The sequence below is a fragment of the Streptomyces sp. NPDC088707 genome (assembly GCF_044752725.1).
Taxonomy (GTDB): domain Bacteria; phylum Actinomycetota; class Actinomycetes; order Streptomycetales; family Streptomycetaceae; genus Streptomyces.
Map to the genome: position 1 here is coordinate 356,516 of NZ_JBIVLV010000006.1, position 13,146 is coordinate 369,661.

At 75.2% G+C, this 13,146-nt stretch carries 13 protein-coding genes; 7 read left to right on the forward strand and 6 right to left on the reverse strand.

Annotated elements, in window-relative coordinates:
* Positions 1 to 275 precede the first annotated feature (275 nt).
* Both ACIP84_RS20575 and ACIP84_RS20580 read right to left on the reverse strand, forming a co-directional pair.
* The gene (locus ACIP84_RS20575) at positions 276 to 1,685 is read right to left on the reverse strand and encodes an ATP-binding protein (protein ID WP_401799188.1); all 1,410 of its coding nucleotides are present in this window, start codon (positions 1,683 to 1,685) and stop codon (positions 276 to 278) included.
* The gene (locus ACIP84_RS20580) at positions 1,682 to 2,383 is read right to left on the reverse strand and encodes a response regulator transcription factor (RefSeq protein WP_355958026.1); all 702 of its coding nucleotides are present in this window, start codon (positions 2,381 to 2,383) and stop codon (positions 1,682 to 1,684) included. The genes ACIP84_RS20575 and ACIP84_RS20580 overlap by 4 nt, the downstream gene beginning before the upstream one ends.
* Positions 2,384 to 2,461: 78 nt before the next feature.
* Here ACIP84_RS20580 and ACIP84_RS20585 point away from each other — a divergent pair, with 78 nt between their 5' ends.
* Entirely contained in the window at positions 2,462 to 3,040 is a 579-nt protein-coding gene (locus ACIP84_RS20585; RefSeq protein WP_401799190.1) for a hypothetical protein, read from the forward strand.
* A gap of 25 nt (positions 3,041 to 3,065) precedes the next feature.
* On the opposite strand, the gene ACIP84_RS20590 is transcribed toward ACIP84_RS20585, so the two are convergent.
* Together ACIP84_RS20590 and ACIP84_RS20595 are read right to left on the reverse strand one after the other, a co-directional pair.
* On the reverse strand, positions 3,066 to 3,932 hold the full coding sequence (locus ACIP84_RS20590; protein ID WP_401799192.1) for a spermidine synthase: 867 nt from the start codon (positions 3,930 to 3,932) through the stop codon (positions 3,066 to 3,068).
* A gap of 103 nt (positions 3,933 to 4,035) precedes the next feature.
* Positions 4,036 to 4,521: a hypothetical protein gene (locus ACIP84_RS20595; RefSeq protein ID WP_355958029.1), complete on the reverse strand. Its 486-nt coding sequence runs from the start codon at positions 4,519 to 4,521 to the stop codon at positions 4,036 to 4,038.
* Between the two features lie 224 nt (positions 4,522 to 4,745).
* Here ACIP84_RS20595 and ACIP84_RS20600 point away from each other — a divergent pair, with 224 nt between their 5' ends.
* Positions 4,746 to 6,032 (forward strand): tetratricopeptide repeat protein, encoded by a 1,287-nt coding sequence (locus ACIP84_RS20600; protein WP_401799194.1) that lies wholly within the window; start codon positions 4,746 to 4,748, stop codon positions 6,030 to 6,032.
* Between the two features lie 15 nt (positions 6,033 to 6,047).
* Here the strand turns inward: ACIP84_RS20600 and ACIP84_RS20605 are convergent, their stop codons facing one another.
* Complete coding sequence (locus ACIP84_RS20605; RefSeq protein ID WP_355958032.1) at positions 6,048 to 6,644, reverse strand: histidine phosphatase family protein; 597 nt, start codon at positions 6,642 to 6,644, stop codon at positions 6,048 to 6,050.
* A gap of 145 nt (positions 6,645 to 6,789) precedes the next feature.
* On the opposite strand from ACIP84_RS20605, the gene ACIP84_RS20610 reads away from it, so the two are divergent.
* The 4 genes from ACIP84_RS20610 to ACIP84_RS20625 are packed head-to-tail and all read left to right on the forward strand — an operon-like array spanning position 6,790 to position 11,639.
* Positions 6,790 to 7,629, forward strand: coding sequence for a phosphatase PAP2 family protein (locus ACIP84_RS20610; RefSeq protein ID WP_401799195.1), 840 nt, complete (start codon positions 6,790 to 6,792; stop codon positions 7,627 to 7,629).
* Positions 7,562 to 8,692, forward strand: a complete 1,131-nt coding sequence (locus tag ACIP84_RS20615) for a hypothetical protein (protein WP_401799197.1) — start codon at positions 7,562 to 7,564, stop codon at positions 8,690 to 8,692. Before ACIP84_RS20610 ends, ACIP84_RS20615 begins: the two co-directional genes overlap by 68 nt.
* A complete protein-coding gene (locus tag ACIP84_RS20620) occupies positions 8,683 to 10,272 on the forward strand; it encodes a hypothetical protein (protein WP_401799199.1) in 1,590 nt (529 codons plus the stop codon). Before ACIP84_RS20615 ends, ACIP84_RS20620 begins: the two co-directional genes overlap by 10 nt.
* The gene (locus ACIP84_RS20625) at positions 10,269 to 11,639 is read left to right on the forward strand and encodes an AAA domain-containing protein (RefSeq protein WP_355958038.1); all 1,371 of its coding nucleotides are present in this window, start codon (positions 10,269 to 10,271) and stop codon (positions 11,637 to 11,639) included. The genes ACIP84_RS20620 and ACIP84_RS20625 overlap by 4 nt, the downstream gene beginning before the upstream one ends.
* A 72-nt stretch (positions 11,640 to 11,711) precedes the next feature.
* On the opposite strand, the gene ACIP84_RS20630 is transcribed toward ACIP84_RS20625, so the two are convergent.
* The gene (locus ACIP84_RS20630) at positions 11,712 to 12,338 is read right to left on the reverse strand and encodes a peroxiredoxin-like family protein (RefSeq protein WP_401799201.1); all 627 of its coding nucleotides are present in this window, start codon (positions 12,336 to 12,338) and stop codon (positions 11,712 to 11,714) included.
* A gap of 71 nt (positions 12,339 to 12,409) precedes the next feature.
* On the opposite strand from ACIP84_RS20630, the gene ACIP84_RS20635 reads away from it, so the two are divergent.
* Entirely contained in the window at positions 12,410 to 13,024 is a 615-nt protein-coding gene (locus ACIP84_RS20635; protein ID WP_355958041.1) for a TetR/AcrR family transcriptional regulator, read from the forward strand.
* The last annotated feature ends 122 nt before the right edge of the window (positions 13,025 to 13,146 follow it).

The following is a 13,146-nucleotide window of genomic DNA, read 5'->3' on the forward strand; positions in this document are numbered from 1 at the left end:
CCTCTGCGTGCTGGGGGGTGGGGAGGGGGTGCGGCAGCACGCTAGCGACCGGGAAACGGACAAACCGGCGTCCGGGGACGCGGGTGGGGATCCTTAGGCTCCGCTTAAGGAAGGCATCGGAACCAGGAAAGGTTGGAGGCGGCCGACGCCGGTCCGGGGTGTGTGCGACCGGTCCGGGGTGCGGGCGGCGCCCGTTCGGGGCGCCGGCGGTGGGGCGGCGTCGTCAGCCCGGTGCGGGCGGCGCCCGTCCGGGGTGCGGGCCGCGGGCGGCGCCGTCAGCCCTCGGCGGCCCTGCGGGTGCCGGTCCCCCCGCGCCGGCGGCGGGCCGGGCGGTGACCGCGGCGGCCGGTCGCGCCGCCCGCGCGGCGCCCGTCGAGGCCGATCCAGATCCGGACCTCCGTACCGCCGAGCACCGAGTGCCCGATGCGGACGTCGCCGCCGGTGGTCTCCGCCATCCGCCGGACGATGTCCAGGCCGAGGCCCGTGGAGCCGTCCCTGGCACCGCTGTTGCCGCGGGCGAGCGCGGCCGCCGGGTCGGTGATGCCGGGGCCCGCGTCGGAGACGAGGACGATGACGGCGTCCTCGCCGTTGTGGACGTCGATCGAGAAGGCCGTGCCCTCGGGGGTGTGCCGGAAGACGTTGCCGAGCAACGCGTCGAGCGCGGCGACGAGTTCGGGGCGCGCGACCGGGATGCGGACCGGGCGCTCGACGCCCGCGACGCGGACCCGCCGGCCCTCGTCCTCGGCGAGCGCCGACCAGAACTCCATGCGCTCGCGCACGACTTCGGCGGCGTCGCAGCCCGCACCCGGCCCGGTCGCCTGGGTCTGCGGCTTCGCGTCCCGGGCGGTCCGGATGATGATGTCGACCTCGCGCTCCAGCTGCTCGACGGCCGCGCGGGTCTGCTCGGCGGCCGGACCCGAGCCCAGCGAGGCCGCGTTGAGCCGGAGCACGGTGAGCGGGGTGCGCAGCCGGTGGGAGAGGTCGGCGGCCAGTTCCCGCTCGTTGGCGAGGAGTTGGACGACCTGGTCGGCCATCGAGTTGAACGCGACGGCGGCCGACTTGAGTTCGGGCGGCCCCTCTTCGGGGACGCGGGCGCCGAGCCTGCCCTCGCCGAGGTCGTGGGCGGCGCCCGCGAGCCGCTGGGCGGGCTGGACCATCCGGACGCCGAGCCGGTCGGCGACGGCGACGGAGCCGACGATGAGGGCGATGCCGACCCCGGCGAGGACCAGCCAGGCGGTGGCGACGCCGTTGGACACCTCGCCCTCGGGGACGAAGAGTTCGACGACGGCGACCTCGCCGCTGCTGAGCGCGGTGGGCTGGAGCAGCGCGAAGCCGCCCGGCACCTCGGCGATGGACGCCCGGCCGAGCCGGCGGGTGGCGGCCAGCTCCTCCTCGCCGGCCCGCCGGGTGCCGATCTCCAGGCCCGGATCGCCGGGTTCGACGGCCGGCACATGGACGGCGAGCCGCCCGGCCGCGCCGTCCTCGGTGGTGGCGACGGCCTTGTCGAGCTCCTCGCGGTCGGTGGTGATGGCGAGCACGGGGGCCAGTCCGGCGGCCCGCCGTTCGGCGTTGGAGAACGCCCGGTCGCGAGCCATCTCCTTGACGACGAGCCCGAGGGGTACGGCGAAGGCGACGACGACCATGGCGGTGACGGCGAGCGACACCTTGACGAGCGCCCATCTCACGGCTGCGGCTCCCGGGGCGGCTCCAGCTTCACGCCGACTCCGCGCAGGGTGTGCAGATAGCGGGGCCGGGCGGCGGTTTCGCCCAGTTTCCGGCGCAGCCACGACAGATGGACGTCGATGGTCTGGTCGTCCCCGTACGACTGCTGCCACACCTCGGCGAGGAGTTCCTTGCGCGGGACGACGACGCCGGGCCGCCCGGCGAGGAAGGCGAGCAGGTCGAACTCGCGCCGGGTCAGATCCAGGGGCGCCCCGTCGAGTTCCGCCTGCCGGCGCAGCGGGTCGACGGTGAGCCCGCCGACCCGGATCGCCCGCGGCGGCGGTGCCTCGCCCGCGGCGGACCGGGCCCGGCGCAGGACGGCGGCCATCCGGGCCGAGAGGTGGTCGACCGAGAACGGCTTCACGAGGTAGTCGTCGGCGCCCGCGTGGAGGAGCCGTACGATCTCCGCCTCGTCGTCCCGGGCGGTCGCGATGATCACCGGTACGTCGGTGATCCCGCGCAGCATCTTGAGCGCCTCCGACCCGTCCAGATCGGGCAGTCCGAGGTCCAGGATGACCACGTCGAACCGGAAATGGGCGACCTCGCGCAGCGCCTCCAGAGCCGTACCGACGCTCCGTACCGTGTGGGAGGCCTCGGAGAGCCGGCGGATGAGGGCCGAGCGCACGAACTGGTCGTCCTCGACCACGAGCACACTTGCCATGGGCCGCACCGTACGCCATTCGGGGGAATGTGAGGCAAGGAGCACCCTGCGGTGAGAGCGGGGACGGTGTGGTGCAGTATGGCCCGGATGCGAAGAGGACTCGTTCACGCCCTGGCCTGGTCGCTCGCCACCGGCGCGGCGGTCACGCTCTCCTGGTGGGGAGTGCACACGGTCCTGTCCGGAACGGTGTACGACCCCCCGCGCGCGCTGCCCCTCCCGGCCGGCAGCGCCGGCGAACCGGACACGGCCGGGAGCGGTCCGCTGTCCTCCTCGACCCACCGGCCCGCGACCGTCGAGCCCACCGCGGCCGTCACGAGGAAGCCGACGCCGAGCGGCGGCCGTTCGACCCCGGCCACCCCGCGCACGACGCCCTCGCGGACGGCGAGTCCGACGACGCAGGCACCGCTCGCCACCACGCCGCCGGCCGACTCGAACGTGAAGACCTACACGGTGGACGGCGGCCGGGTCACCTTCGACCTGGGCGAGAACACGGCCGAGCTGGTCTCGGCGATCCCCGCCTCCGGCTGGCAGATGCAGGTGTGGAAGCAGCCGACCTGGATCCGGGTCACGTTCACGGCGAACGGCCGCGAACTGTCCGTCTTCTGCGTCTGGCACGACACCGCGCCCCGCGTGGAGATCGACGACCGCGCGGTCTGACCCGGCGCCCCGGACGACCGGCGGGTCAGCGGAAGGCGGACGCCGGCGGTACGGGCGAGGGCTTGGCGCTCGCGTCGGTGACCGGCGCCGCTCCCCCGGCCAAGTCGGCGAGGGCCCGCCCGTGTTCGACCCGGCCCGGGTGCGGGTCGGTGGCGACCCGGCGCGTCAGCTCCGCCACCGGCAGCTCCCGGTCGGAGGCGAGCAGCACCGCGTTGCCGAAGCGGCGGCCGCGCAGCACCGTCGGGTCGGCGGCCAGGGCGAGTTCGGGGAAGACGGCCGCGGCGGTGGCGATCTGCCCGCGGAGGTGCGTCAGCGGCGGGCCGTCGGCCAGGTTCGCGGCGTACCAGCCGCCGGGTCGCAGCACCCGCCGTACCTCGCCGAGGAACTCGGTGCTGGTGAGATGCGCCGGGGTGCGGGCCCCGCTGAACACGTCGGCGATGACGAGGTCGGCCCAGCCGTCCTGGACCTTGGCGAGCCCGGCGCGGGCGTCGGTGGAGCGGACCCGGATCCGGGCCCCCGCGTCGAGCGGCAGCTCCCGGCGGACGAGCTGCACGAGGAGCCCGTCGAGTTCCACGATCTGCTGCGTGGAGCGGGGCCGGGTCGCGGCGACGTACCGGGCGAGGGTGAAGGCGCCGCCGCCGAGGTGGACGACCTGGAGCGGGCGGTTGGGCGGGGCGACGAGGTCGGCGATGTGGCCGAGGCGCCGCTGGTACTCGAAGCCGAGGTGGGCCGGGTCGTCGAGGTCCACATGGGACTGCGGGGCGCCGTCGATGAGCAGGGTCCAGGCGCGGGGGCGCTCCCGGTCGGGTATGAGTTCGGCGAGCCCGCCGTCGACGGTCTCGACGACGGAGGCGGCGGACGCCGCCCGGTCGCGCTGCTTGTTCCTGGCCACGGGCCCATTATCGGGTCATTCGCCCCGGCCCCGCCCGACGGCCCCGGAAGCGTGGCGGGGGACCTCCGCGACCGCCGGCCGTGGCCGCCGGCCGTGGCCGCCCTCAGTGACAGCCGTCCGCGGCCTCGATGAGCCGGGCCGCCTCGCCGAGCGCCTCGCGCAGGACGACGGGATCGGTGACGGGGTCGGTGTCGCCGGGGGGCAGCAGCCAGCCGGTGGGGCGGGGCGCGTCCCCGGCGGGCTCGGGCAGTTCCGGCAGCTCGGGAAGGCGCAGGCCGCGGCCCGAGGTCCGGGTGCACGCGCTGCCGGGCATGTCCCAGGCGGCGGCCGTGCCGGGCGGGACGAGGAAGCCGAGGGTGTCGCAGGTGCCGTCGTGGACGACGGGGCCGACGGCGGGGCCCGCCCCGCGCCGCAGGATGTCGACGGCCTCGAGACCCTGTCGGACCGGCACGGTCACCAGGTCCCACGGCTCGGCGGGCTGCTGGGCCGCGGCCGGAACCGGACCGCGGTCCTGGGGGGTGGTCAGGGACGCGCGGGCGTCCGGGGCGGGCACGTGGCGCGTGGCCGACTGGGAACCGATCTCCGACATGGGACCCCTCCTCGCTCCTGAGGAGACACGTTCCGTCTCTCCCTTTACGGTTCAACGCCCGTGCGCGTCAACGGCTACGGCGCCATGCCGCCGCAAAGGATGGCAGTTCATGGCAGATCGCAGGCGAGATATCCGATTTGTAGCCAAACTCTGCGTACGCATCCGGTCACAGCAGGTACGTTCTTGCCGCCGGACCACCCGGCAGCACAGGAGAGGGCTCGGCCATGGCGATGTCACGGGCAGTTCCCAATCTCGCCTTCCGCCGGCTCCGCGGACAGCACTCGCCGGCGGAGTTCGCCGCCGCGGTCCGCCGGGCGGCGCGGGAGATCGGCGAACAGGTCGCGTGCGACGCCCGCTACATCGGGCGCGTGGAGGCGGGCGAGATCCGTTGCCCCAACTACGCGTACGAGCGGGTCTTCCTGCACATGTTCCCCGGTCTGGGTCTCTCCGACCTGGGCTTCTCCGCGCGGGAGACGGTGCGCGGCCGGCGGCAGCCGGTCGCGGCCGGGGCTCCGGCTCCCGCGGCACTCCCGACCCGGAACGATGAGGAGAGCGACGTGCTGCGTCGCGCATTCATGACGAGCGGCTCCGCCACCCTGGCGGCCGCCTCGCTGGGACTCGGCGGCCCCGCCGTCGCGATCCCCGCCCCCCGCGGCACCCACCGGATTGGCGACGCCGAGGTGCGGGCCGTCGAGGACGCCGTACGGCAGATCCGTCTGCTCGACGACCGGCACGGCGCCGACGGGCTCTACAAGGTCGCCGCCCACCCGCTGCGGGCCGCGTACGCCCTGCTCGACACGGGCACCATGACCCGCCGCTCCACCGAGGACCGGCTGCACGCGGGCGCGGGCGAGCTCTCCCTCTCGGTGGGCTGGCTGGCCCACGACTCGGGCCGGCACGACGACGCCCGCTCGCACTACGCCGAGGCCCTCGCCACCGCGCGCGTGTCGGGGAACGCGGCCCTGGAGGCGCACGCCTTCTGCAACACGTCCTTCCTCGCCCGGGACACCGGACGGTTCCGCGAGGCGGTGCGCGCGGCGCAGGCGGGCCTGCGGGCCGCGCAGCCGCTGGACTCGGCCCGGCTGCTGTCGCTGCTCTCCCTGCGGGAGGCCGCCGCGTGGGCCGGCCTCGGCGACCGGTCGGCCTGCGAGCAGGCCCTCGGCCGCGCCCACGGCTTCTTCGACCGGGGCGCGGCGGAGGACGACCCCGAGTGGATGTCGTTCTTCGGGGAGCCGGAGCGGGAGGCCCTGGAGGCCCAGTGCTGGTCGGCCCTGGGCGACTGGGGCCGGGCCGCCCGGCACTCCCACCGGGCCACGGTCCTGCAGAACCCGCACTTCGCGCGGAACCTGGCGCTCTACCGCGCCCATCTCGCCAAGAACCTGGCGCACGCGGGCCGCCCGGACGAGGCCGCGGCGGAGGCGAAGCGGGTGGTGGACTCCCTGGAGGGCATCGCATCGGCCCGGATCCGCGGAATGCTCGTCGACACCCGCCGGGCCCTCGCCGCGTACTGACCGGCGGCCGGGCGGCTACTGCTCCAGGTGCCCGGTGTCGTTCCAGCGCTCGATCGCGGGAGCGCCGTACGCCCAGCCCAGGACGGACAGGCTCGTCGGGTCGAGGCGGATGCGGGAGGCGAAGGAGACGTCCTCGCCGAGCCAGCGGGCGCCGATCGACCGCAGGATGTGGCCGTGGGCGAAGACCAGCACGTCGCGGTCGGCCGAGCGGGCCCAGTTCACGATCTCGTCGGCGCGGTCCGACAGCTGCGCCAGGGTCTCGCCGTCCGGCACTCCGTCGCGCCAGATGAACCAGCCCGGCCGGATGTCCTGGATCTGCGGCGGGGTCAGCCCCTCGTACGCCCCGTAGTCCCACTCCATCAGCGCGTCCCAGGGCTCCGCCCGCTCGCCGAGACCGGCGATCTCGCAGGTCTCGCTCGCGCGGACCAGGGGGCTCGTGCGCACCTCCACGCCGGGCAGTCCCTGCCAGGGGCCGCGGTGGAGACGCTCGCCCAGGAGCTTCGCGCCGCGCCGCCCCTCGTCGAGCAGGGGGATGTCGGTCCTGCCGGTGTGCCGGCCGAGAAGTGACCACTCGGTCTGGCCGTGCCGGGCGAGCAGGATGCGCGGTGCCATGGGAAGGATCTCCAGGGGTTCACGGTGCGGACGTGCCTCCGTCCATCATCGCCCACGTGGATTCGGGGTGGCCTCCGGGCAACCCCCGGGCGGCCTCCGGCGTCCCCTCCCCCGGGGCGATCACCGGTTGGGGGGACCTTTTCGTATGCGCAAGCCACGCTGGTGGGCCGAACTGGCGCTGATCGGGGTCGTGTACGCGGCCTATTCGGGCGGGCGGCTGCTCGTCCGGGGCGACGAGGCCTCGGCCGTCGAGCACGGCCTCGCGATCCTGCGCCTGGAACGCCTCTTCGGGATCGACGCCGAGCACCCCCTGAACCGGCTCTTCACGGACGTGCCCGCGCTCGGGATCCCCGCGGACTTCGCGTACGCCTCGCTGCACTACCTCGTCACCCCGGCGGTCCTGGTCTGGCTCTTCCGCCGCCGCCCCGCCCACTACCGGGCGGCCCGCACCTGGCTGATGCTCTCCACCCTGCTGGGTCTGGTCGGCTTCACCCTGCTGCCCACCTGCCCGCCCCGGCTGCTCGACCCGGTGTACGGCTTCACCGACACGATGGCGTACTTCAGCGCGTACGGCTGGTGGGGCGGCGAGGCCAGCGCGCCGCGCGGGCTGGGCGGTCTGACGAACCAGTACGCGGCGATGCCCAGCCTGCACGTCGGCTGGGCGCTGTGGTGCGGGGTGATGCTCTGGCGGTACGGGCGGACACCCGTCACGAAGGCGCTCGGGGTCGCGTATCCCCTGGTCACGACGGTAGTCGTGATGGGGACCGCCAACCACTATCTGCTCGACGCGGTCGCGGGCGCGGCCGTGATGGGCGCGGGTCTGCTCCTCACCCCGCACGTGCTGCGGCTCGCCCGGCGACTGCGCGGGACGGCGGAAGCGCCCCCGGTTGTCAGTGCCGGATGCGAGACTTCCACGGGTGAGCGCATCCCTGGACAGCGGTCTGTCCCGATCTCCGCAGACGACACGTCGACAGCTGCTCGCTGAGCTGCGCGGACCGGCCACCCCGCCGCGTCCGCTGGACGCGCGGGCCCTCGCGGCGCTGGCCGCCAACCCCGGCTGCCGGCGCCGGGCCCTGCTCGACGGCGCGGGGGTCGACAAGTCCGCGCTGGCCGCGAAGCTCGGCTCGCCTGCCCCGTTCGGGCAGTCCCAGTTCGCGATCGTCCGGGGCAACTCCTTCGAGGCGAAGGTCAAGGCGGACGGCGGCCGGGAGCTGCTGCGCCTGATCGGCGTCGAGGATCCGGGCACGGTGTCCGTGCCCGAGCTCGCGGCCGCCGGACCCGAGGGGCGGGTGGCGCGCACGGCCCTCGCCCTGCGGGAGGCGACCGCGGCGGGTGCGTGGACGCTGCTCGACCATCCGCTACTGGCCCTGGAGGTGGCCGGTTCGCCGGTGTACCTGGAGCCGGACGCGGTGGTGGTCCGCCCCGACGGCGGGTGGACGGTCGTGGAGATCAAGTCCTTCCCGATGGTCGACGGTGCGGCGGACGCGTCCAAGGTCGGCGCGGCGGCCCGGCAGGCCGCCGTGTACGTGCTCGCGCTCGAACGGGTGGCGGCGGTGACCGAGGGGGCGACGGTCGCCCAGTCGGTGCTCCTCGTCTGCCCGAAGGACTTCTCCAACCTGCCGACGGCCTCGGTCGTCGACGTCCGCAAGCAGCGGTCCGTCACCCGGCGCCAGCTCGACCGGCTGACCCGGATCGACGAGATCGCGGCGGCCCTGCCGGAGGGCGTCAGCTTCGATGTGGCGGAGCGTTCGGCCGAGGAGCTGACGGCGGCCGTGGAATGCGTGCCCCACCAGTACGCGCCGGAGTGCCTGGCCGCCTGCGAGCTGGCCTTCCACTGCCGGTCGCGGGCCCGGCAGGCGGACGCGGTGGAGACCCTGGGCCGTTCGGTACGGGGCGAGCTGGGCGGCCTGACGACGGTCGGCGCGGTCCTCGCGGCGGCGCGGGGCGAGGAGGGCGACCCGGAGGACCCGGCCGTGGCGGCCCTGCGCAGGGCGCGGGCACTGCGCGAGGAAGCGCTGTCGGGAGCGGGGGCCCGGACATGTCGCTGATCTCCACCCTCGCCCGTATGGAGGCCGTCGAGTCCGGCCGGGCGCAGCCTCTGGCGACCGTCCGGCACCGGCGGCTCTCCGAGCGACCGCTGGTCCTGGTGCCGCTGACCACGGCCGGTGAGGCGGGCGCCCCGCTGGGCGCGCTCGTCGGCACCGACCCGGAGGAGCCGCGGCTCCTGGTGGTGGCCCAGCCCCGGGACCGTGACCTGCGGTTCGCGTTCCTCGCCGACCTGGCGGAGGAGGTCCTGCCGTACATCGACTCCTTCACCGAGGCCGTCGAGGCGGCGGAGAGGAGCGAGGTCGATCCCGAGACAGGCAAGAAGGTGAAGGTCGAGGTCGAGCTGTGCGCGGACGCGCCGCAGCTGATCGTGCCGAGCCGGGCGGGCATCGAGTACGTACGGCTGCTCGGGCGGTCGACACGGTTCCGGCGTACGGCCGAGCAGGACCCGGAGACACCGTTCCCCGCACCGCCGCGCGTCCCGCTCCTCGGGCGCTGGCTGACGCACCTCGGCGACCGGGCCCGGGTGCCCGGCTCCTCGCTGCTGCTGTCGGCGACCGATCTCCTCAACCGGCACTGGGCCACCGGCCAGTCCTCCCTGGAGGACCAGCACCTGGGCGCGCTGCTCGCGTGGATCGATCCCTCCGGCGGTGAGCCGGGCGCCGAGGCGGCGCTGCGGGCCGAGACCGGGCGGGACTCCGCGGGGCAGTTGCTGTGCCCGCCCGCCGGGCCCGCCACCGACCCCGCCTTCGACAACGGGCTCCTCGCGCCGGCGATCGAGCGGTACGACCGGGCACGGCAGGCCGTCGGCGCCGCCGAGGACGGCGAGGCGGCCGAGCGCGGGCTCGGCGCACTGCACCGGGCCGAGCGGGAGCTGCGCCGGCTGGTCGCCTCGCAGACGAAGCCCACGTGGGACGCGGTCTGGCGGGCGATCGACCTGCTGCGGGAGCTGCCGGAGGGGGCCAGGGTCGAGGACCGCTGGACCCGCGACCGCTGGTCGTTCACCGCCCACCGGGACCGGGTCACCGCGGGTGAGCCGCCGCAGCCGCGCCGGGACGACGCCGTGACGGCGGCCCGCAAGCTCGCCGCGCGCGAGCAGGCCCAGGGCCAGCTGGAGGCGCAGGAGGCCCTCGACGATCCACTGGTGCTCGCCGGACGGCGCCTGTCGGGCGAGGCGTTCACGGCCGAGGTGGTCGAGGTGACCATGGCGTGGACGGAGTCCAGGCGGCCCGCGCCGCGCCCGCTGCTCACGGTCCGCACCGAGGACCGGCCGCACCTGGGCGAGAAGGTGAAGGTGTACCGCTCGCTCGACGGGAAGCCGCAGTCGGCGGAGTTCGTGCGGTACGAGGAGGACGGCGCGCTGCTGCTGCGCCTCCTCGACCGGATGGGTCGCTCGAAGGAGCCCGCGGAGGGCTCGGTGCCGGAGAAGGGTGAGCGGCTCGCCTGGACGCTGTTCGAGCACGACCAGCGGGTCGGGCCTCAGCTGCCGGAGGCGGAGGAGACGCCCTGGACGCACGGCGGGCCTCCCCGGACCGACGCCGTGGAACTGCCCGACGCCGTGACCGCGGAGGACGTGCTGTGACCGTGTTCGACCTCTCGACGCCGCCGGTCGGCGACGCGGCGCCCTTCGACCCCTCGGCCGCCGCGGGCCGGGCGACGGCCGACATCCTCGCGGCCACTCTGCGGGGCACCGCGCGCGGTGTCGTCGTGGACTCCCCGCCGGGCGCGGGGAAGTCGACGCTCGTGGTGCGGGCCGCGCTCGAACTGGCCGCGGCCGGCCGCCCCCTGATGGTGGTGGCCCAGACGAACGCGCAGGTGGACGACCTGGTCCTGCGGCTCGCCGAGAAGGAGCCCGACCTGGAGGTCGGCCGGCTGCACTCGAACGACAGCGACCCGTACGACAAGGCGCTCGACGACCTGGAGAACGTACGGAAGTCGGCGAAGGCCGGTGAGCTGACCGGGCTGCCGGTCGTCCTCTCCACGGCCGCCAAGTGGGCGCACGTGAAGAACGTCGAACCGTGGGCGCACGCGATCGTCGACGAGGCGTACCAGATGCGCTCGGACGCGCTGCTCGCCGTGGCGGGCCTCTTCGAGCGGGCGCTGTTCGTGGGCGACCCCGGGCAGTTGGACCCGTTCTCGGTCGTGGGCGCCGAGCAGTGGGCGGGGCTCTCGTACGACCCGTCGGCGAGCGCGGTCTCCACCCTGCTCGCGCACAACCCGGAACTGCCGCAGCACCGGCTGCCGGTGTCCTGGCGGCTGCCCGCCTCGGCGGCGCCGCTGGTCTCGGACGCGTTCTACCCGTTCACGCCGTTCCGCAGCGGCACCGGGCACGGGGACCGGAAGCTCTCCTTCTCGGTCGCTTCGGACGGTTCGGGCCCCGACCGGGTCCTCGACGAGGCGGCCGAGTCGGGCTGGGGCCTGCTCGAACTGCCCGCCCGGCACACCCCTCGCACCGACCCGGAGGCGGTCGGCGCGGTCGCCGTGGTGGTGCGCCGGCTCCTCGACCGGGGCGGCGCCGCGGTCTCGGAGCGCTCGGAGACCCCCGTCCCCCTGACGCCCGACCGGGTCGCGGTCGGCACCGCCCACCGCGACCAGGCGGCGGCGATCCGGGCGGCCCTCGCCGAACTGGGCGTCACGGGCGTGACGGTGGACACGGCGAACCGGCTCCAGGGGCGTGAGTACGACGTGACCGTCGTCCTCCATCCGCTGTCCGGGCGCCCCGACGCGACCGCCTTCCACCTGGAGACGGGCCGGCTGTGCGTCCTCGCGTCCCGGCACCGGCACGCCTGCGTCGTGGTCTGCCGGGCGGGCGTCACGGACCTCCTCGACGCGCACCCGTCGACCGAGCCGGTGCAGCTGGGTGTCGCCGTGTCGTTCCCGGACGGCTGGGAGGCGAACCACGCGGTCCTCTCCCACCTGGCGGAACACCGGGTCGCCTGGACGCCGTGAGGTCTCGCCCCCGGGTGCCGCGGCCGCTCCCGGCACTCCTCGGCGCCCCGCTTCCTCCTGGACACCCCGGTGCTACGGGGCCGGTTGCGCCGCCAGGGTGAGGAGTTCGTCGACCGACCACTGGTCGTCGATGTGCTCGCCGTACTTCACGGCGGCGACCCGGCCGTCGGGCGTGATCAGGAAGTCGGCGGGGAGGCCCAGACGGCCGGCCGGCTGCTCGCCGGCCGGCAGCCGGCCCCTGCCCCGGAGCAGCTCCCAGGTGTCGCGGAGCACGCCTCCGGCGATCGCGGGCCAGCCGCGTGGGTCGAGCAGGGCCCGGAGGTGGGACTCCACGCCAAACTCGGCGTACGCCACCTTGTCGGGGTCCGCGACGACGGCGAACGGCAGGTGGGCCACGTGTGCGCGGAGCTCCTCGGCAGGTGAATGGAAGAACACGACCTCCCGGATGCCGGCCCGCTCGATCTCGTCGTGGCGGCGGGCCACCGAGCGCAGATGGAGATTGCAGACGGGGCAGCCCGCGAAGCGCCGGAACTGCAGGTGAGTGGTCCGCCCGGGGTCGGGCAGCGTCAGCTCGGGGCCGATCACCGGGGTGAGGGCGCGGCTCGGCACCAGGTCGCCGGGGGCCGGCCGGGGGCGGGACGGGGGCGCGGAGGTCTTCGTGGGCGAGGTCGCCGAAGAGGCCGTCCGGGGCATGCGCATGGGGCACCTTCCTCGTAGGCGTACGTCGTACTCCTAACAGGGTAGGCGTAGGGCGTACGCTGTCAACCGTCATGCCACGACCCCGCTCCCTCACCCCCGACCGGCTGGCCGCCGCCGCCCTCGCCGTCATCGACCGCGACGGACTCGCCGCCCTCTCGATGCGCACCGTCGCCAAGGAACTCGGCATGAGCCCCATGGGGCTCTACCGCTACGTCGCCGACCGCGAGGAGCTGGAGGCGCTCGTCGTCGACCGCGTCCTGGGCGACCTCGACACCACCCCTCCCGCCGCGGACGCGCCCTGGCGGGACCGGATCGAGACCATGGCCGGGCGCCTGCGCGACGCCGTCGTCCGCCACCCGGAGGCCGTCCAGCTGACCCTCACCCACCGGCACCGGGCACCCGGCGGCCTGCTCTGGTCGGAGACCGTGCTCGGCATCCTGACCGAGGCCGGCATCGACGGCACGCGGCGGGTCGTCGCCCTGCGCGCGCTCCACGCGTACGTCACCGGAGCCATCCGTCTCGAACACCTCGGGCCGCTGGCGGGAGCCGGCACCTCGGCCATCGCCACGCTGCCCGAGGACCGGTTCCCCCATCTGACGCGGACCGCGCGGACGGCCGGCGAGGTCGGCCCCGACCAGGAGTTCTTCGGCGGTCTGCGGCTGCTCCTGCGCGGCCTCGACGACTGATCACACCCCGCCCCCCGACGCCCTCTTGCGGAGCGCGGGACAATGGAAGTCGGCCCGGGGTTCCGGGCCGCCCGTGTGCGAGGAGTCGGTGCACGGGGAGCCGGTGCGCGACGTGCCGGTGT

Bases quoted from the DNA above. Each gene is read 5' to 3' on its own strand.
- ACIP84_RS20580 (WP_355958026.1), bottom strand. From the start codon at position 2,383: ATGGCAAGTGTGCTCGTGGTCGAGGACGACCAGTTCGTGCGCTCGGCC.
- ACIP84_RS20585 (WP_401799190.1), top strand. From the start codon at position 2,462: ATGGCCCGGATGCGAAGAGGACTCGTTCACGCCCTGGCCTGGTCGCTC.
- ACIP84_RS20595 (WP_355958029.1), bottom strand. From the start codon at position 4,521: ATGTCGGAGATCGGTTCCCAGTCGGCCACGCGCCACGTGCCCGCCCCG.
- ACIP84_RS20600 (WP_401799194.1), top strand. From the start codon at position 4,746: ATGGCGATGTCACGGGCAGTTCCCAATCTCGCCTTCCGCCGGCTCCGC.
- ACIP84_RS20605 (WP_355958032.1), bottom strand. From the start codon at position 6,644: ATGGCACCGCGCATCCTGCTCGCCCGGCACGGCCAGACCGAGTGGTCA.
- ACIP84_RS20610 (WP_401799195.1), top strand. From the start codon at position 6,790: ATGCGCAAGCCACGCTGGTGGGCCGAACTGGCGCTGATCGGGGTCGTG.
- ACIP84_RS20620 (WP_401799199.1), top strand. From the start codon at position 8,683: ATGTCGCTGATCTCCACCCTCGCCCGTATGGAGGCCGTCGAGTCCGGC.
- ACIP84_RS20630 (WP_401799201.1), bottom strand. From the start codon at position 12,338: ATGCGCATGCCCCGGACGGCCTCTTCGGCGACCTCGCCCACGAAGACC.
- ACIP84_RS20635 (WP_355958041.1), top strand. From the start codon at position 12,410: ATGCCACGACCCCGCTCCCTCACCCCCGACCGGCTGGCCGCCGCCGCC.